The sequence below is a fragment of the Chitinophaga varians genome (genome assembly GCF_014529945.1).
GTDB classification, from domain to species: Bacteria; Bacteroidota; Bacteroidia; order Chitinophagales; family Chitinophagaceae; genus Chitinophaga; species Chitinophaga varians.
In genome coordinates this window covers 173,382-192,095 of sequence record NZ_JACVFB010000004.1, presented here as the reverse complement: position 1 = coordinate 192,095, position 18,714 = coordinate 173,382, and the positions used below count along the sequence as shown (strand labels likewise).

Sequence of the window (18,714 nt, the reverse complement as noted above, 5' to 3'; positions counted from 1 at the left end):
ATTTATTTTCCCCGGGGCGTTAACAGGTTACTGGCAGTAGTATGTTCAAGATAAATGATCATATCGTATACTTCCGGTAACAAAACATATTCAAATTGTGCATAGTCATCGCGTGCCAGCGCACCGATATTACGTAAACGGGCTTTTTGCAACAACCAGCCGGCGCGGTCCTCTTGCAGTTGTTCCCGACGAATATCCAGTATAAAATCGCCCATGCCGCTGGCCTGTGCATAAGCTTCAAAAGAATGTAATACCGGTGTGCATAGCAGGTTATCGCGGCGAAGCCCGGCACCATTCTTAATAGCTGTATATTGACCTTCTGCGGCGCCGAAGCCAATAACCAGCATGTCTTTCCCGAAGACTTTATCAAGATAGCCACCCATCCCCTGCCGACTTCTTCCCACATGCCCACTGTGTGCCCACAATACCATCTTCCGGGCGGGATACTGTCTGGTAAGCCACACCACATTCTCCGCCATACACTTATCACGGAACTCATACCCGCCACGAAAAATCGAGAGCGATTGAAGATATTGTTGCAATACCACCAAATTGTATTCCTGCCACCTCACGATACTGTCACCTGCCTGTTGTTGATATCGTTTTCGTTCCTTATCAAAAATGCCAGCTATCTTATCCAATGGCTTTTTCATTTGTGCATTTTCGTCTTTACTAAGCGGATGAGTATATCTTGCTTTATACTTTTCAACGTACAACGCAACGGTATCTATCAGCGGTTTCAGTTCCGGCGCGTATTGTGAGGCAAATTGTAAGAGGTTGTTACAGGCTCCTTTACCGAACTGCATATCAACACCGGCAAACTGCACCATATCATGGGGATGAGCCATGTTATAAGCTCGTATCCACTGCACCATCTCCAGTACCTCCCGGGTGTTCCATATCCAGAAGTTCATCGCTTTCAGCGCCGTTTCAGGGGTACCTTTACCATACAACACATATTCATTCACCACATTGGTCTCCGGTAGGTTGGCTTCCATCGTAAAAATCCGGAAGCCCATTTCTGTCACCAGAAACTCCAGCAGCCGGTGTTTCATGCGAAACACCTCACTGGTGCCGTGCGTACATTCTCCTAATGCCACGATCCTTGCATCACCAATCAGTAATCTCAGACGTTGCAAATCTTCACTGCCATGGCCCGCATCCACCGTCTTTAAGGGCATTGCATGGACCTTTAACCAGTTGAGCGCCACATCGCTCATAACTGTGCGCGGTGCAGGAATCAATTGCACGTTTTTTCCATCCACCAACAAAGAGAGGCTGTCCATCCACATTTTCCCTTTTCCGGTTAATGAACCGCCCAGGACAAGCTGCGTGACTGTCTTATCCAGTTGCAGGGTGATTTCATAAGCTGCCCAGGGCGTGGTACCTTCGATATTACGGTGACGCATATTTTTAGAGGCATGGGCCCCGTCTGTTCTCATCCATAAACCACCCCAACCGCCTGTTATCCCCTCCGTCCGGACATACCCCCGCAGTACGATCTCCTTACCTGAAAAATCCACCGGTATCGTGTAGGCAACCCCGACTGCTGTCTTTGCCTCAGCGCTGTCTTTTGTCAGCCGTATGGAATACCGCCCGGAATAAACGGTCGTGCTGTCCGTGGAGGCATTGCAGTCATTTTCCGGTTTGCGTGTAAAGCCCTGCCAGTAAGCAGGCCAGCCGGTCAGCGAATCGATTTTTTCCATGTCAAGATTATATCGCTGTTGTGCCCATACCAGGGACGAGACAAGCAGCAACATGAATGACAGGATTTTTTTCATGTTAAAAACGATTTCACCAAAAATAACAGTTGACATCACAAAAATTCTTCAATTGTCATTCTTTTAACTCACAGGATAATTTGATTCTAACATTATTTTAATGTTTACACGCCCCTGCGGCACCGTTTTTGTGCCCTGCGCGCCTATGTGGAATGATATATTAGAAAAAACGGACCATTTGCCCAACATCATATGGGACCTGATGTTGGTGGGCATTTCAGTAATTGCAGGATGGCTGATTAAATTTCTGCTTTCCCGGTTCCTGCGCAGAACAACATCGAAAGAGGGAGATTTTTCACTGATACACAGCTCACTGCTTCATCTGGGAAAAGCTTTTAATTATTTCCTGCCACTGCTCATCCTCAATATGCTGATGCCGCTGATGCGGATACCTCCCAAAGATGAGCCCCTGTTGAGCCGTGTGGTGGAAATCGCACTCACGCTCTCCTTTGCGGCACTGGTGATTGGCGCCATCAAGGTATCAGAAGATTATGTGTATCACACTTACGATCTGAAGAAAACCAATAACCTGAAAGAGCGGAAGATCCGCACCCAGCTGCAATTTATACGTAAACTGGCCATCTCCATCGTATTGATACTGACAGCGTGTGCCATCCTGCTGAGCTTCGATAGTCTGCGCAAAGTAGGTGCAGGCCTGCTCACCGGCGTGGGTGTCAGTGGTATCATCATTGGTTTTGCCGCGCAGAAATCACTGGGCAATCTGTTAGCCGGATTTCAGATCGCCTTTACACAGCCTATCCGTATCGATGATGTGCTCGTTGTGGAAGGCGAGTGGGGACGTGTGGAAGAAATTACCCTCACCTACGTAGTACTTAATATCTGGGACCAGCGCAGGCTGATACTGCCGATCAATTATTTTATAGAGAAGCCCTTCCAGAACTGGACCCGCACCAGCTCTGAAATACTGGGAACAGCTTTCTTTTATCTCGATTACGCCACGCCGGTAGATAAAATCCGGGCCGAGTTCAATCGCCTGCTACAGGCGTCTCCCTTGTGGGACAGACGCGCCAGCGCATTACAGGTAACGAACACGACTGAACGAACCATTGAAGTCAGAACGCTGATGAGCGCTGCTACTTCCGGCAATGCTTTTGACCTGCGTTGTTATATGCGGGAAGAACTCGTGAAGTTCGTCCGTGAAAATTATCCTGAATGTCTGCCTAAAACAAGGGCTATCGTGGAGGATTCCGTTCTCGCAAAGGCGCAAAGATTATAGCATAAATTAAGAGCGCAAAGACTGGGAGATTATATTATAGATCATATTTGGCTGGGATATAAAAACATAATCTTCGCTCCTTTGCGCGCTTAATCTATTTCAAAAACCTTTGCGAGCTTTGCGTGATAACCTTTCGCAAGATACCCACCGCCTGTTCCAGCTCCGATGGCGTCATTGATGCGAAACCGAGCCGCGTATGATTCAATTTAACGCCAGGCACATCAAAGGTGTGGCCATCATAGAAATAAAGGCCTTGTTGCAGCGCTTTCTCTGCCAGTGCTTTCAGATTAATGCGGGGATCGAAGCCGGTCCATACCGCCATGCCTCCTACCGGTACCTGAAAGTCCACGTCCCTGCCCAGTTCGGAGCGCAGCAGCTCACAGAAAAAGTCTCTGCGCTCCCGGTACAAACGCAGGGATTTGCGCAGGTGCCGGTGAATCACGCCGCTGTGCAACAGCTCCGCAAACGCATTCTCCAGCATCAGATCACCCTGACGGTCTACAATACGCCGCAGCTTGGCCAGATAGTTAATGACATTTTCAGAACCTACCAGATAACCCACCCGAAATGCCGGGGAGATGGCTTTGGTAAACGATCCGCCATACAATACCATGCCGGCCTTGTCTGCGCTGGCCAATGGCGCCAGCGGCTTGCTCAGATAGTGGAAATCATAATCGTAATCATCTTCAAAAATGATGAACCCATATTTTTCGGATAGCCGTAACAGTTGTAAACGCCTGTCGGTCCGCAGTACCACGGTGGTGGGATAATGGTGGTGCGGCGTCACATACACCATGCGTACTTTTTGCTGCTGGCAGAGGCGTTCCAATGCATCGGTGTCCATACCATATTCATCTACCGGCACGGTATGCAGATGAGCGCCGGCCTGTTTAAAATTAGCTGCGGCGCCGGCCCACGACATGCTGGCGCTCACCACATGGTCCCCTTTGCTCACCAGTCCGGTGGCCACCAGAAAAAAGCCCATAATGGTCCCTCTGACGATCAGGATATTCTCTGCGGTAGTGTTGAGGCCGCGGGTTTCATTGAGGTATTCGGAGAGCTCCTGCCGCAGGCGGGAAGCGCCGGTGGTATCCCCGTATCCCAGTCGCACATAAGGATTGCCATGCAGCAGCTGTCCGCGGTAATTACGCGTCAGCTCTTCCAGTGGTGCAAGGCGGGCATCCGGGAAACCGTCATCCAGGTGCAGATGGCTGGTGGCCTTCATCACCGGGCGATTGAGATGTTCCGGTACGGTAAAAGAGAAACCGGCCGTCCGTTGCGGGTTGAAAGTGGCCTCCTGCCGATCGGTCAGCGTTTGTAATTCTGTTTTAGGGAGATGACGGGCCACGAAGGTACCGCTGCCGGTATGGCTCTCCAGCCAGCCCTGGGCCAATAGCTCGTCGTAGGCGCGTACCACCGTTTTGCGGTGCAACTGCAGTTTCTCTGCCATTTCGCGGCTGCTGGGCAGCCGCTGACCGGCATGCAAGGGGCCGGTCCGGATCAATCCCATCAACTGATTGGCCAGCTGTAGGTACACTGGCTGCTTGTCTTCCCGGTCTAACTGTAACAAGGAGAAAATTGGACTACTCATTATATCTGAATCGGATGATAACACCGAGCCAATAAAGGTACAACTTTGTGAAAAATTACAACGACATGCAACCTATTCCTCCACATCTCACCCCCAGCCGCTATCCCAAAAGGGCTACCTACGACCGGGATGCTATCAACGCCATCCTGGACGAAGCGCTCGTTTGTACCATCAGCTTTACGCTTGACAATAAACCGTTTGCCATTCCAACCGGCTTTGTACGCCATGAGGACAAAATATATATCCACGGTTCCGTGGGCAGCCATTTCATCCGCGAAATAGAGAAAGGGCTACCGGTATGTATTTCCGTCACCCTGCTGGACGCCATCGTGGTAGCCAAATCAGCGTTCAACCATTCTGTTAACTACCGTTCGGTCATCCTGTTCGGTACCCCCGAAAAAATTGAAGACCTGACACAGAAAATAGAAGCCTTCCGGTGGCTCACCGAAAAATTTGTCCCCAACAGCTGGGACTATCTGCGGCCCATCCGGGAAAATGAAGTCCGGAAAACCACCGTGCTGGCTTTCTCGCTGAATGAAGCTTCCGCCAAAGTACGCACCGGCATGACCGGCGACGATGAAGATAAAGACCTGCCGATCTGGTCCGGCATGATCCCGCTGGAAACCAGGCGACTGGCGCCGGTGACAGAGGATGTAAGCGAAGGGATAGCTGTGCCTCCACATTTGTTGTAATAGCACACCTCCTGATTCCCCTGCTAACGAAGATCAAAGCAACAAAACGAAAGAAAACAAGTCAGGACAATACGACAGATGAGTGATGATCAACAGCACTGATCTTCGCTGTCAGGGGAATCAATCGTAGCCCCGGGTTTCAGCCCGGGGTTCATTATATATTTGCGGGATGCGGATATAATAGATATCTTGTAAGATATCAGAACTATCACTGCCGCCCATGAACAATATCTCGCTATTGCAGAGTATCAGCGGGCTGCTGGCTGGTATCGCACTGATTGTGATATTAACCGCACGCTACCGCATACACGCATTTTTCGCTTTGCTGCTCGCTGGTTTACTCGCCGGCCTCATTTTCCAGCTACCGCTGACGGATATACTCACTACCATTAAAACCGGGTTCGGACAGATCATTGGTTCACTGGGACTGCTCATTATCCTGGGCACCACACTCGGACTTATCCTCGAACATACCGGCAGCACCACGGTGCTGGCTGCCTATGTGTTACGGCAAACCGGCACGGGCCGCGCGCCGCTGGCACTGAATATCATCGGCTATCTGGTAGGCATGCCTATCTTCTGCGACTCCGGGTTTATTGTGCTCAGCGGCCTGAACAAAGCGCTGGCATGGCGATCCGGCGTATCGATGGTGATCATGGCTTCTTCGCTGGCCACCGGTCTGTATGCCGTACATTGTATGATGCCGCCCCATCCTGGTATCACCGCCGCTACCGGCGTTATGCAGGCCGATGTGGGCAAGGTGATGTTATTCGGTTTACTCATTGCGCTGCCCGCATCCTTCTGCGGATATGCGTGGTCGTTATATGCCGGCCGACGCCTGCCTATCATAGCGCCCGCTGCCATGGAAACCGACGCCACGACCGGGTTACAGCCTTCCGTATGGATGTCTGTGCTGCCGATCGCCGTACCGATCCTGCTCATTGCCCTGCGCTCGTTTTTCACGCTGGAACAAAATGCTCCTTCAGTGCCACTGCAAATACTCAATCTGGCCGGCACCCCGGAGATCGCCATCACCATGGGGATCGCGCTGGCACTGCTGGGGTTACGCAAAGGTCAGGGTGACGGCTTCAGAAAAATATTACAGGAAGGCGCGGAAAAAGCAGCGGGCATCCTCGTGATCATCGGCGGTGGCGGCGCTTTTGGCGCGATCCTCGCCAAAGCCGGCATCGGTGCGCATATCGCCAACAACCCGGCTATAACGGGCACGGGCATACTATTACCCTTCCTCGTGACGGCTATCCTTAAAACCGCACAAGGCTCTTCCACCGTAGCGATCATCACGGCGGCCTCTATCATTCATCCGTTGCTTCCGGCACTGGGCTTACATACACCCGATGGCGCCCTCCTCTGTGTACTGGCCATGGGCGCCGGTTCCATGATAGTATCACATACCAACGATGCCTACTTCTGGGTCATCTCCCGCTTCTCCGGACTGGAAGTAAAAGACATGCTTCGCGTATATACCATGGCCACGCTGGTCATGGGCATAGTGGCCATGTGCTGCGTATTCCTGCTTTCGCGGGTGTTGTTATGATATTATAAAAGATGGATGAGTGGTTACCAGATAATTAAAAATGATGACTATTTTTCGCCCTGACACAAACTAAACCAGGCCACACTTTTAAACGATTCCACTCATGGACACTCGCAGGGAATTCCTGAAGAAATCTTTATTGCTTTCCGGCGCTGCCGGCTTTTCCACCATCATGCCGGCATCCATCCAACGTGCGCTCGCGATTGACCCAACGCCCGGCAGCACCTGGCTCGATGCTGAACACATCGTGATACTCATGCAGGAGAACCGCTCCTTTGACCACTGCTTCGGCACGCTGCAGGGCGTCAGAGGTTTTCGTGACCCACGTGCTATCCCGCTGCCCGACCTGAAACCGGTATGGTTCCAGACCGATGAAAAAGGAGATACCTATGCCCCTTTCCGGCTGGACATCAAAGACACAAAGATCACGTGGATGGGCTCCTTGCCGCATTCCCGCGCCAGTCAGGTAGATGCGTACAACGAAGGCAAACACGATCAATGGCTGCTGGCCAAAAAACCGGGCAACAAACAATATGCGCACATGCCGCTCACCATGGGCTATTTCACGCGGGAAGACCTCCCCTTCAACTACGCCATGGCAGACGCTTTCACCATATGCGACCAACACTTCTGTTCGGGCATGACCAGCACCACGCCCAACCGCTCCTTCTTCTGGACAGGCAAAATCAACAGCGAAGAAAACGGTCGCACCAAACAAAATATCCGCAACGACGACTTCAGCTACGGCAAACACACCTGGAAAACATTCCCGGAACTACTGTCTGAAAACAATATCTCCTGGAAATTCTATCAGAACGATCTGAGCTGCGGCGGCGGCTTCAAAGGCGAAGAACGCGCATGGCTGGCCAACTTCGGCTGTAACCTCCTCGAATTCTTTGAAGCATACCACGTGAAATTCTCTTCGCGCTACATCCAAACCCTGCTCAAACAGGTGGAAACACTGCCGGAAGAAATCAACAAACTACAGGAGGCCTCCCCTTCTTCCGATGAGGCAGCGCAGAAAATACGCACCGACATCGCGAAGAAACAGGAAGTGCTGGACAACGCCACCAAGGAACTGGCCAAATGGAACAAAGAAAGTTTTGAGCAATTGTCTGCGCCGCAAAAACAGCTGTACTACAGCGCCTTTGTGATCAACAGCGGCGATCCCAACTTCCGCAGCGTCACTACCTTCCAATACGCTGATGGCGGACAGGAACGCAAGGTCACGGTCCCCGCAGGCGATATCCTGCACCAGTTCCGCCAGGATGTGCGCGAAGGCAAACTCCCCACCGTGTCCTGGCTCAGCGGCCCGCAGAATTTCTCCGACCACCCCAGCGCTCCCTGGTACGGCGCCTGGTATGTTTCAGAGATCATGGATATCCTGACCGGCAATCCGGAAGTATGGAAGAAAACCATTTTCATCGTTACCTATGATGAAAATGACGGCTACTACGACCACGTGCCGCCTTTCTCCATCCCTGATGCGAACAAACCCGACACCGGCAAAGTGTCTGCCGGCATTGACACGGAAGTGGAACATGTGAGACTGGAAAATGAACTGGCACAGGGCATACACAAAAAACAAGCCCGTGAAGCACCTGTAGGACTGGGTTTCCGCGTGCCGCTGCTCATCGCCTCACCATGGAGCCGTGGCGGCAAAGTATGTTCCCAGGTGTTCGATCATACCTCTACACTGCAGTTCCTCGAAACCTTCGTGAACCGTAAGTACCATAAGCAGGTACATCTCGATAATATCAGTCAGTGGAGACGCACGATCTGCGGCGATCTGACCGCTGCCTTCAGCACTTTCGTGCCTAAAAAAGAAAAACTGCCTTTCCTGCAAAAGGAGAAATTCGTACAGGACATCTACAACGCGCAATTCAAAACAATACCCGCCGGTTTCCGGAAACTGACAGCCGACGCCATCCAACAGGTCACCGGCAACGCTACACCGGCCCATCTGCTGGCGCCACAGGAAAAAGGCGTGCGCCCCTCTCCTGCACTGCCTTATGAGCTGTACGCCGAAATCGACTGTCAACCTGGCTCCCGCCAGGTACAAGCCTCTTTCGCTGCAGACAATAAAGTATTCGGCGCCGCTGCCGCAGGCTCCCCCTTTACCGTCCTCGCACCGGTGACTTACAAAGACGACAAAGGCAATACGGACAAATGCCGCAACTGGTCCTTCGCCGTAAAAGCCGGCGATCAGCTCCGCTACGATTGGCCGTTGAGCGCGTTTGAGAACAACCGCTACCATCTTCAGCTGCACGGACCGAACGGCTTCTTCCGGGAAGCCACCGGCAATGCGGAAGGTCCTGCCATCAAAACTACGTGTACGTATGAACGAAATAAATCTACCCAAAAACTCACAGGCAATGTATTGCTTTCCCTGTCCAACAGCGGTAGTACGGCCCTGAACATCACCATCCGGGACAACGCCTATGGTAACAACACCATTACCCGTACAGTAGCCAAAGACCAGTCCGCACAAATCGCCCTGCCGCTGCAATCCAGCCACGGATGGTACGATTTCACGGTGCTGGCAGACGGCCATGCCTCATACGCCCGGAGATACGCCGGCCGCGTGGAAACAGGCCAGGAAAGCATCACTGATCCGTATATGGGAAAAATTTCAGGATAATTTATGGAATCCGGGCTGTTGGTGGCATCCTGCTTTAAAAAACATTCATGAAGTTTTGTTTTTCAATGCTCTCCATCCTCTTCAGTCTCTTTTCCTGCGGCCAGCAGCCCGGTTCCTCCTTACCCCCTCTCGCCCGCTACGATTCTCTCGGCACGGGCATCCTCCAACTCAGTTTCACAGAGAAAGTTCCGTTGTATGCCCATGCCGGCGACAAAAAACCTTTCGACACGCTCGTGATCAGACAAAAGAAAGATGGCAGCTATGCCTTCCTGACGAACGTACTTAAAAATCGTTTCGCCCCTTACCGTTTTTTTGAAGGAGATACCTATGAAGCAGGACGCCGGCACATCAACATGGGGCTGGTACATTTTTCGCCAGAGCTACAGTTCCGCGTAGTGGAAGCTACGAAAACATACTTCCGGGTGGTGATCAACGAAAAAGAAAAACTCACCTGCTTTATTCACTTACAGCCTGGCTACGCCCTATATAACACGATGGTGCAAAGGGACCTTCACAACAGTATTCCCTATAACGATAAACCAACAACTACCTATAACCCTCACTGGTACCTGTATGAAACCTGGGGAAATTTATTGCAACGGGCAGCTATTGTGCATGTAAAACCAGACATGCCGCTTTTTGAAGCGCCTGGCAGCAAACGGATCCCTTTCCCCAAACGGGAAGACAACTGCGATGATTGTTTTAAAGTGGGAGAAGTACGGGGAGACTGGGCACAGCTGATAGACCGGGAAGACTATAACCGTAAGAAGAAATCTTATGGCTGGGTTAAGTTTCATAACGGTCAAACGATGAACGTCAGCTATGTGGAATTCCTCTACGAGTAAAAACCCCGAAGCAGGCATGACACCCGCCCCGGGGCAGGACGCTACACATTCATCATTACAGGAGCGCCTTTTCTCTTTTTGCTGGCATCGGCAGCTTCCATGAAGGCCATCATCTCGATGGTCTCCTGCGGATCTACCGGCACGATACCGGTCTGGAAGAACGAAGTGATCTGCAGTACCAACGGTTGGTACGAACTGAAATCACCGATGGGCATAATGGCTTTTTCACCGAAAGCATGACCACCAAAGCCATACGGGCCTTTGATCACGCCGCGCAGCGTACCGATACGGCCATCGGCCCATACGCCGGTTACCTGGTCCATATCTTCAGAAGTGGTGCGGGTAACCTTACGGCAGCCGGTACCCATCAGGGCAAACAACATCTCCACACCATGGATGCCATACCAGAAAAGATCAGGGTGCGTTTTCTCCGTGGGCGATGGCGTGTACACGTCAGCCCCGGCCACTTTGCCGATCTTGCCTTGTTTCACCTGCTGGATGCTGTCAATAAAACGTAATGCGGAAGAAGAGAACACAGGCACCTTATATTTTTCGGCTGCCTTAAAAATAGCCTTGGTATCTGCCAGGGAAGCGGCGATCGGCTTATCAATAAAAACCCTTTTGCCGGCTTTAAATACGGGAAGCGCCTGCTCCAGGTGTACACGGCCATCATTGGACTCCAGCATCACCACGTCTACCTTTTCCAATAACGCCGCAATGGAATCCACGATCTCCACGCCCAGCTCTTTTACTTTGGCGAGGTTACCGGGCACCATCTCCAGGCTGGAAGCGATGTCTTTACTGCCCTGTGGATAGGCGGCCACCACTTTGAATCCGTGGTAGGCAGGATCTGCATTCGGGGCATTCAGCATTTTGCTGAACTCCACACTGTGCGAGGTGTCCAGCCCGATGATGCCCACCCTTTTTCCTGCTTCAGCAGGCGTACCGGCAAACAGGGAGCCGGCCCGGCCTACCAGACCGAGCCCAACACCCGTTATTGCCGCTGTTCTGAGAAATCTCCTGCGATCGTATGCGGTCATAATTTTTTATTTGGATGATTAACGGGTCACTTCAATGATCTTCCCGCTCTGTTTTTCTTTTAATATCAGTTTCGTACTGCCGAAATGTGTTTTCTCTTCTTTGATCAGATAATGCTTGTCATCATAATCCACCAAAGAAGCGCCTTTGTCCACCCCTTCGCGGCCACGCCATATGTCCAGTTTCACCGGCTCCCACTGCTTGCTGGCAGCGCTCCTGTAAGCCGCATCCAGCACGGCGTTTACCACATAGCCGTCATAAAAGGATTCACGCGGCGCCTTGTTTTGTTCCATGGCGTTAAACATATCGGTGAACATATGATTGTACCCCAGGTCATTCAATTCATCCCCTACGGGAAACAACCAGCCCGTGTTACTCTCTGCTTTCTCTGCCACATACTCCGCGCCTTTCCCGGTGGTGAACATGTCAAAGCCGGTACGCAGGAAGTTGTTGAGCCAGATGGTGCCTTCGGTGCCCATCACCTCATCACGCAGGTCAAGGCCGCCGCGGAAAGTCCAGCTTACCTCAAACTGGCCAATAGCGCCGTTTTCATACTTCACCAGTCCGATGGCATGGTCTTCCGCATCAATCGGTTTCACCTGCGTATCTGCCCAGCACATCACCTCTACCGGCTTAATGTCCTTACCAATAAAGCTGCGGGCGATTTCCACACAATGACAGCCCAGGTCCAGGATACAGCCGCCGCCAGCCTGTTCTTTGTCCCAGAACCATTCGCTGTGCGGACCGGGATGTGTTTCCCTGGACTTGGCCCAGAGTATGCGGCCCAACGCACCGTCCTGCACACTTTGCAGCGCCTTGGAGAATTTAGGCGTATATACCAGGTCTTCCATATAACCGTGGAAGATACCTGCTGCCTCTACGGCCTCCAGCATCCTTTTGGCTTCTTCTGCATTACGGCCCAGCGGCTTGGTACAGATCACGGCTTTCTTTGCTTTACAGCAAGCCATCACGGCTGCTTCATGCAGATTATTGGGCAATGCGACACATACCACATCTACTTCCGGATGATTGATCGCTTCTTCCATCACGGTAGTCCAGTGTGGTGTCTGATAGTCGGCAGCAAACTTCTGCGCACTCTCTTCCCGGCGGGAATAAATGCTGACGATCCTGTCTTTACTGCGCTGGCTGTGGATGGAATCGGCATAAAACCGGCCGATAAAACCGCTGCCCAGCATGGCAATTTTTCTTCCCATATACAAATGTTTTATTGTTATATTTTTTGTTGATCATCTTCCCGAAATAAAAAAACAAACAACAGCAGGAACACACCGGTAATACCCGCCGGTACCAGCCAGATAGCCTGCCAGTCGTACACCGGGCCGGCCGCACTCACATCACTAAACCGTCGCGCTACAAACCCCGACACATAAGAACCCACGAGCATGCCAATGCCATAGGTGGCGAGCGTAATCAATCCCTGCGCAGCATTCTTCACCGCCTCCCCGGCTTTCCGGTCGGTATAAATCTGTCCGGTCACGAAAAAGAAATCATAACACATGCCATGCAGCACGATACCGCCATACAGCATCCAGGAACCGGCGCCACTGTCGCCATAAGCAAACAACACATAACGCAGTATCCAGCAGGCCATGCCCAGCACCAGCATCCGTTTTACGCCCATGCGAACAAACAGCAACGGCATCAGCAACAGGAACAGAAACTCGGAAACCTGTCCCAGCGTCATTTTGCCGGCCGCATTGGTCATACCGCTGTCGTTTAGAAAAGCATTCGTAAAACTGTAATAAAACGCCAACGGAATACACACGGCAATAGCGGTGATAAAAAACAGCCAGTAGGCACGGCTTTTAAACAGTACCAGCGCGTCCAGTCCCAACACATCAGACAACTGCACTTTCTTTTTCACCGGTGGCGTATTGGGTAGAAAAAAGCTATAGATGCCCAGCAACAGCGAACTGGCGGCGGCGATATGAAAAGTGACCGCGGTAGTTTCTACCCCGGCGAATCCTATCAGCAGCCCGGCAACGATCCATCCTACGGTACCGAATACACGCACCGATGGAAATTCCCTTCCGGCATCGGTCATCTGCCGGAAGGAGATAGCATTGGCCAGCGACATGGTGGGCATATATAACAGTGTATACAGTAATATCAGCCACCAGAAACTACCGAAATCCTGTACGCCGCCGGTCAGATAAAGGATGACCGCCCCCGCCAGATGCAATACACCCAGCACTTTCTGCGCCGCAAAAAAACGGTCCGCTATCAGCCCCACAAAAAACGGGGAGATAATGGCCGCGATGGAGAGATTAGCGTAGGCTGCCCCCACCTGCACCGCATCTGCTTTCAACGCGGTGATCAGGTACGTGCCCATAGTGACATACCAGGCGCCCCAGGTAAAGTACTCCAATAGCATCAGGACGGACAGCCGCAGCCGTACGGAAAGGGACATACAATTAGTTATTATTGGAGAAATTGATCCAATCCATGTTAAAAAGATACCCGTCTTTACCATCTGTACTTTTGAACACGAAGTACAGGTCATGCTGACCGGTGACAGGTTGTATCGCTGCAGACACCGGCTTCCAACCGGCTGTTGGCCCGGCCGCTGCTGCATTACCGGCTTTCACCAGCGCTTTGCCTGCCAGCGGTCCGTCCGGCTTGTCCAGATGCACTTCCACGATACCGCCCATTCCCTGCTCCTGTACATTGAACTGCATGCTTTTCACACCGTCCATATACAGACGGTTGAACCGCATATAGCTGTTGTTGCGTGCTGCGGTATAAGCCAATCCTGCTGTGGTGATCGTGATCAGGTTTACATTGCCTTCGTCAAAATCTTCTGCCTGCACCCTGGGGTTTCTCAACAGGAGGAAATCCCTGCTGGTAATCGGCGCTATGTTGTTGGCGCCCTTGTCTGTGTAAGTAGCCATCAGCAGATAACCACCTTCGGTACCTTTCCCCACATGCGCTTTGAAAGACTGCACGCCCTGCATCGGCAACGTGCCCTGCACACTGCTGAGAGACAGGATGTAATGCACGATCTCTTTGGCATCCTCAGTAGACATGTCCGGATGGGCAGACATGGTGCGGTTACCCCAGCTACCACTGCCGCCGGCAATAATCTTGGCGGCCAGTTTGTGCACATTCGTTTCATTGTCCGGATAACGTTTCGCCACTTCCTGAAGGCTCGGGCCTATGGACGTGGTGTTTTCTGTATGGCACGACTTACAATCCAGCGACCAGAATAACTGATGTCCTTTGGCGAATTTCGTATTGCCCACACCGTTATTAGCGAGTACCAGTGCGAAATCTTTTCCCATCGGGAGATAATCAAACGTGATCTTAATCTTTCTGCTGTCGGGGCTTCCATCTTCCGGGTCAGTGATCATCACTTTGTAATCCAGCACAGCATTGTCCCAATAGAAGCTCTTATTGGCCGATGTCATGATCCTGACGTCCGGTGGTGTATTGCCCACTTTGATATCCACGGAAGAAGTGCCTTTACCACCATGATCGTCGGACACGGTCAGGTCTACCTTGTACACGCCCGGCTGTTGGAAAGTATGTTCCACCTGCTCTCCGGCGAGTTGTTTATCGCCGATCTTCCAGGTATACGTGAGCTTATCGCCTTTATCATAGTCCATGGAGCCGGCAGCGGAGAGCTTCACCGTCAGCGGCGCGCCGCCGTACAACTGGCTGCTGCGTATATTCGCCACCGGTTGACGGTTGCCTTCCGAATACGTGATCCGCACCAGTTTCGCATTGGAGTTTTTGGAGAACCAGTTGGTGCCATACTCCAGCATGTAGATGCTGCCATCGGGGGCCAACTTCATATCTGTAGGCGCTGCAAAATCGATGTTCTCCAGGAAAGGCTCCATCCGCAGGTAATTGCCGGCGGAGTCCAGCGTCACGGCCATAATCCAGTGCCGCATCCATTCGTAGATAAAGAGTTTGCCGTCGTAATAATCAGACAGTTTATATGGTGCGTTCTTAAACTGATCGCTGTAGAATACCGGTCCGGCCATGGCAGTCTCCCCGCCTTTGCCCACCATCGGAAACACGGGCGAGGCCGCATCGCCGTACCATATCAGGGCTGGTTGTGCAGGCGGCAGTTCTTTGATACCCGTATTATGTGGTGAATTATTAACAGGGCGCAACGGGTCTTTACCCGGGCGTTCCTTCATGGTAGCGTAATCCAGCAGAGGATAGGCTTCGTTGTTACCATTGAAGTACGGCCACCCGAAGAAGCCGGGCTGCCTGGCCTGATTGATTTCATCGAAGCTTAACGTGCTGCCTTCGGCAGAAGGTACTTTGGTGTCTGGCCCTACATCGCCCCAGTAGACAAATGCATTTTTCATATCTACAGAGAAGCGGTAAGGGTTGCGGCATCCCATCACATAAATTTCCGGGCGGCCTTTGGAACCATCTTTCGGGAAAAGGTTCCCTTCCGGAATAGTGTATGTTCCGTCCGGCTCGGGTTTAATACGTAATATCTTTCCACGCAAATCTCTGCTGTTGGCGGAACTGGCCTGATCATCCGACAGCTCGCGGCCCGGCCTTTCATCTACCGGCGTATAGCCATGGGTTTCTTCCGCATTGGTATTATCACCAATGGACAAGTACAACAGGTCCTTCGGCCCAAAGAAAAGATACCCCGCAGAGTGGCAACAGTAGCGGCGTTGCGTGGGCACTTCCATCAACACTTTTTCGGAAGACATGTCCAGCGTATCGCCATGCAGTTCGAGGCGCACCAGCTTATTATACCATTTTTCGCCAGCGGGCGCGTAATAAAAATATACCCAGTGATTTTTTTCATAGTGAGGGTCCAGCGCCACGCCCAGCAAGCCGTCTTCAATACCGCTGAACACATCGAAACGGCCGATGGTCCTGGTTTGCCGCTGACGGGCATCATAGAGTTTCACGGCCCCTTTGCGCTCCACGAACAGCACGTTGCCACCCGGCAGGATGGCCATCTCCATCGGTTCATCCAGGCCATGGTCCAGTACCGTATAGGTGTAACGGTTAGTGTCCGGTGGCGCGATGGTCAGCGACTTGCTATAGTCCGGCCAGGCATTGTTGCCTACCAGATAGCGGATAGCGGGTTGTATGGTTGCAGCCGTAGCTGTAGCAGGCACAATATACAGGCGGCCTTTGTCCTGTTCCAGCTGTTTACCTTCCGGCAGCGTGTTCCACTCGCGCAACCAGGGCCATCCCTGTTTAACGGCAGCGCTGTCCTTCACCGCCAGGATACCGCCACCGCCAGCTTCTGCATAACGTTTCAGGGCGGGGATATCGCGATAATTCAAACTATCTGTCAGGGAAAAAGGTACACATACCGTGCTAAAGCCTTTCAGGGAGTCATCCTGAAAATACTGCCTGTCGCCGGTCAGTACTATTTGCCAGCCTTCTTTTTGTCCTGCCTCCTGTAGTTGCTTCACCCAGGAGCTTTCTGTGTTTTTAGTGTAACATAGGATACGGGTAACAGAACGCTTGGCCCCACATGCCGTAAGCAATGTGAGCAACACAGGCAACCATAATTTTTTCATTTCTTTCAATTAAAGAGTTCACTTATTCAATGACGAATGACGAATGACAAATGACGAATTGGGGAGCTGTTTACTGTAATAGTCCATTATTTGCCCTTGTAGATATTTTCTTAACTATCCTGAAAGTCCATTACAATCCGTGATTCATAGTCCTTCCCAATTCGTCATTCGTCATTCGTAATTCGTAATTAGTAATTAGTATCCGGGGTTTTGTTTGATACCACCGCCGGTCCGGTCTATTTCCTGTTGTGGTATCGGGAAGAGGTATTTGTTGCCGGAAGCGGGCGCTCTGAAGGCGCTGCCTTTTCCGTTGGAATAAGGTTTGGTGGAATAGTCTTTCATGGTGGTCACGTAACTGTTCCAGCGTAGCAGATCGAACACGCGGCCGTATTCACAGCCCAGTTCTACGCGGCGTTCATGCCGCAGGGCTTTACGCAGATCGTCTCCGGCTGTTACCGGCGGCAGCGGCGTAGCGGAGATCACACGTTTGCGCGACACTGCTTCCACATCGGTATGGGAGGAGTTGCTGGCGCGGCTGCGGACCATATTGATATAATTGGCCGCATCCTGTTTGCTGCCACCACTTTCAATCAAAGCCTCCGCGTACATCAGCAGCACGTCGGCATAGCGTACCAGGTGCATGGTCCAGGCATCGTTGCCCCATCCTTGTCCACGGCGGTTGGCGGGCAGGAACACTTTGCGGTTATGATGGCCCGTATTGGGATAGGAAGAGAAGTCCAGCGTTTCTCCGCCGGGGAACACATCTCCCTGATCGAGGACAGTAAAGAGGATACGCGGATCGCCGGGCTCGTATTCATCCACCAGCGACTGCGTAGGACAGTCGAAGCCCCATCCGCCTACGTTACGCGGCGAGCAGTAGATAGGCAGCGTGGTACCGTAGATAAAAGCTGCCGGGTCGTCGCCGAAGATAATCGGGAATACGGCTTCCGGGCTTTTGTAGCCATCTTTCAGGAACAGCGCCTGGTATTGCGGGTCCAGCGTATAAGCATTGGCGTCGATCACTTTCTTAGCAGCATCGCGGGCTTTAGCGTAGAGCGTTTTATCGTCTTCCGCGAAGAAGAGATAAGCCCGGGCCTGCACCGCCCATGCAGCTTCTTTAGTTACCCGCCCCAGCTCTGTGGCTGCCAGCTCGCTGCGGGAAGGCAGCGCCGCGTCATTACCTGCCGCTTCCAGCTCACTGGTGATAAACTGAAACACTTCATTGGAAGCCGCCCGCACAATTTTGTTGCGGTCTTCCAGCTGCAGCGTTTTGGTGAGCAGCGGCACGCCACCGAATACACGCACCAGATCGAGGTAATAGTAGGCACGCAGGAAACGTATCTCTGCGAGGTAACGGTTCCTTGTTTTATCATCAAGGGGATTGCCTTTGTCATCCAGCAGTTTAGCTGCCGGCAAGCGCTCCAGCGCCACGTTGCAGTTACCGATGCCTTTGTAGCAGGCAGCCCACAAACCATTGAGCGTTTCGTTGGTAGCCAGCGCACGGCCCCAGCCCAGGTCCACCACAAACGGCCGGTCGTTAGCGTCGGAACCGCCTTTGTCACTTTCGTCGGTAGCCATATTGCCCAGTTCCGCGATCGCTGCCTGGTATCCCCAGAACTCATAAAATCCAAGGTAACAGTTCACAACTGTCTTGAAACCGGCGCCCGGCGAATTGTAAAAGTTTTCATCGGTTTGTTTTCCCAGCGGCGGCCTGTTCAGATAGTCCTTTGAACAGGAAACGGTCAACAAAACCATCAACAACGGTAAAGTATATACGATCTTTTTCATTACAGACAGTGTTAAGGA

General features: G+C 52.0%; 12 protein-coding genes. 5 read left to right on the top strand and 7 right to left on the bottom strand.

Going from position 1 to position 18,714, the window contains the following annotated elements; genetic code table 11:
* Window positions 1–2: 2 nt before the first annotated feature.
* The gene (locus ICL55_RS20880; protein WP_188100954.1) at window positions 3–1,781 is read right to left on the bottom strand and encodes an erythromycin esterase family protein; all 1,779 of its coding nucleotides are present in this window, start codon (window positions 1,779–1,781) and stop codon (window positions 3–5) included.
* Between the two features lie 178 nt (window positions 1,782–1,959).
* Between ICL55_RS20880 and ICL55_RS20875 the strand changes: the two genes are divergently transcribed.
* On the top strand, window positions 1,960–3,018 hold the full coding sequence (locus tag ICL55_RS20875; RefSeq protein WP_246496468.1) for a mechanosensitive ion channel family protein: 1,059 nt from the start codon (window positions 1,960–1,962) through the stop codon (window positions 3,016–3,018).
* A 94-nt stretch (window positions 3,019–3,112) separates the two neighbouring features.
* On the opposite strand, the gene ICL55_RS20870 is transcribed toward ICL55_RS20875, so the two are convergent.
* The gene (locus tag ICL55_RS20870) at window positions 3,113–4,609 is read right to left on the bottom strand and encodes an aminotransferase-like domain-containing protein (RefSeq protein WP_188100952.1); all 1,497 of its coding nucleotides are present in this window, start codon (window positions 4,607–4,609) and stop codon (window positions 3,113–3,115) included.
* A 65-nt stretch (window positions 4,610–4,674) separates the two neighbouring features.
* On the opposite strand from ICL55_RS20870, the gene ICL55_RS20865 reads away from it, so the two are divergent.
* The 4 genes from ICL55_RS20865 (at window position 4,675) to ICL55_RS20850 (ending at window position 10,342) form a co-directional block, all read left to right on the top strand.
* Window positions 4,675–5,301, top strand: coding sequence for a pyridoxamine 5'-phosphate oxidase family protein (locus tag ICL55_RS20865; protein WP_188100950.1), 627 nt, complete (start codon window positions 4,675–4,677; stop codon window positions 5,299–5,301).
* A gap of 220 nt (window positions 5,302–5,521) precedes the next feature.
* The gene (locus ICL55_RS20860) at window positions 5,522–6,856 is read left to right on the top strand and encodes a GntP family permease (RefSeq protein ID WP_188100948.1); all 1,335 of its coding nucleotides are present in this window, start codon (window positions 5,522–5,524) and stop codon (window positions 6,854–6,856) included.
* 103 nt (window positions 6,857–6,959) lie between these two features.
* Window positions 6,960–9,497, top strand: coding sequence for a phosphocholine-specific phospholipase C (locus ICL55_RS20855; RefSeq protein WP_188100946.1), 2,538 nt, complete (start codon window positions 6,960–6,962; stop codon window positions 9,495–9,497).
* A gap of 47 nt (window positions 9,498–9,544) precedes the next feature.
* Window positions 9,545–10,342, top strand: a complete 798-nt coding sequence (locus tag ICL55_RS20850; protein WP_188100943.1) for a hypothetical protein — start codon at window positions 9,545–9,547, stop codon at window positions 10,340–10,342.
* Window positions 10,343–10,383: 41 nt separating this feature from the next.
* Here ICL55_RS20850 and ICL55_RS20845 read toward each other — a convergent pair whose 3' ends face one another.
* The 5 genes from ICL55_RS20845 to ICL55_RS20825 all read right to left on the bottom strand — a co-directional run bounded on the left by ICL55_RS20845 (window position 10,384) and on the right by ICL55_RS20825 (window position 18,696).
* Window positions 10,384–11,382: a Gfo/Idh/MocA family protein gene (locus ICL55_RS20845; protein ID WP_188100941.1), complete on the bottom strand. Its 999-nt coding sequence runs from the start codon at window positions 11,380–11,382 to the stop codon at window positions 10,384–10,386.
* 18 nt (window positions 11,383–11,400) lie between these two features.
* Window positions 11,401–12,594, bottom strand: coding sequence for a Gfo/Idh/MocA family protein (locus tag ICL55_RS20840; RefSeq protein WP_188100939.1), 1,194 nt, complete (start codon window positions 12,592–12,594; stop codon window positions 11,401–11,403).
* A 17-nt stretch (window positions 12,595–12,611) separates the two neighbouring features.
* On the bottom strand, window positions 12,612–13,811 hold the full coding sequence (locus tag ICL55_RS20835; protein WP_188100937.1) for a nucleoside permease: 1,200 nt from the start codon (window positions 13,809–13,811) through the stop codon (window positions 12,612–12,614).
* A gap of 4 nt (window positions 13,812–13,815) precedes the next feature.
* Complete coding sequence (locus tag ICL55_RS20830; protein WP_188100935.1) at window positions 13,816–16,908, bottom strand: PQQ-dependent sugar dehydrogenase; 3,093 nt, start codon at window positions 16,906–16,908, stop codon at window positions 13,816–13,818.
* A gap of 195 nt (window positions 16,909–17,103) precedes the next feature.
* Window positions 17,104–18,696, bottom strand: a complete 1,593-nt coding sequence (locus ICL55_RS20825; RefSeq protein ID WP_188100932.1) for a RagB/SusD family nutrient uptake outer membrane protein — start codon at window positions 18,694–18,696, stop codon at window positions 17,104–17,106.
* Window positions 18,697–18,714: the final 18 nt, after the last annotated feature.

Coding starts and splice junctions, on each gene's coding strand:
- ICL55_RS20865 (WP_188100950.1), top strand. CDS start 4,675: ATGCAACCTATTCCTCCACATCTCACCCCCAGCCGCTATCCCAAAAGG.
- ICL55_RS20825 (WP_188100932.1), bottom strand. CDS start 18,696: ATGAAAAAGATCGTATATACTTTACCGTTGTTGATGGTTTTGTTGACC.
- ICL55_RS20830 (WP_188100935.1), bottom strand. CDS start 16,908: ATGAAAAAATTATGGTTGCCTGTGTTGCTCACATTGCTTACGGCATGT.
- ICL55_RS20835 (WP_188100937.1), bottom strand. CDS start 13,811: ATGTCCCTTTCCGTACGGCTGCGGCTGTCCGTCCTGATGCTATTGGAG.
- ICL55_RS20855 (WP_188100946.1), top strand. CDS start 6,960: ATGGACACTCGCAGGGAATTCCTGAAGAAATCTTTATTGCTTTCCGGC.
- ICL55_RS20880 (WP_188100954.1), bottom strand. CDS start 1,781: ATGAAAAAAATCCTGTCATTCATGTTGCTGCTTGTCTCGTCCCTGGTA.
- ICL55_RS20850 (WP_188100943.1), top strand. CDS start 9,545: ATGAAGTTTTGTTTTTCAATGCTCTCCATCCTCTTCAGTCTCTTTTCC.
- ICL55_RS20870 (WP_188100952.1), bottom strand. CDS start 4,609: ATGAGTAGTCCAATTTTCTCCTTGTTACAGTTAGACCGGGAAGACAAG.
- ICL55_RS20840 (WP_188100939.1), bottom strand. CDS start 12,594: ATGGGAAGAAAAATTGCCATGCTGGGCAGCGGTTTTATCGGCCGGTTT.
- ICL55_RS20845 (WP_188100941.1), bottom strand. CDS start 11,382: ATGACCGCATACGATCGCAGGAGATTTCTCAGAACAGCGGCAATAACG.
- ICL55_RS20860 (WP_188100948.1), top strand. CDS start 5,522: ATGAACAATATCTCGCTATTGCAGAGTATCAGCGGGCTGCTGGCTGGT.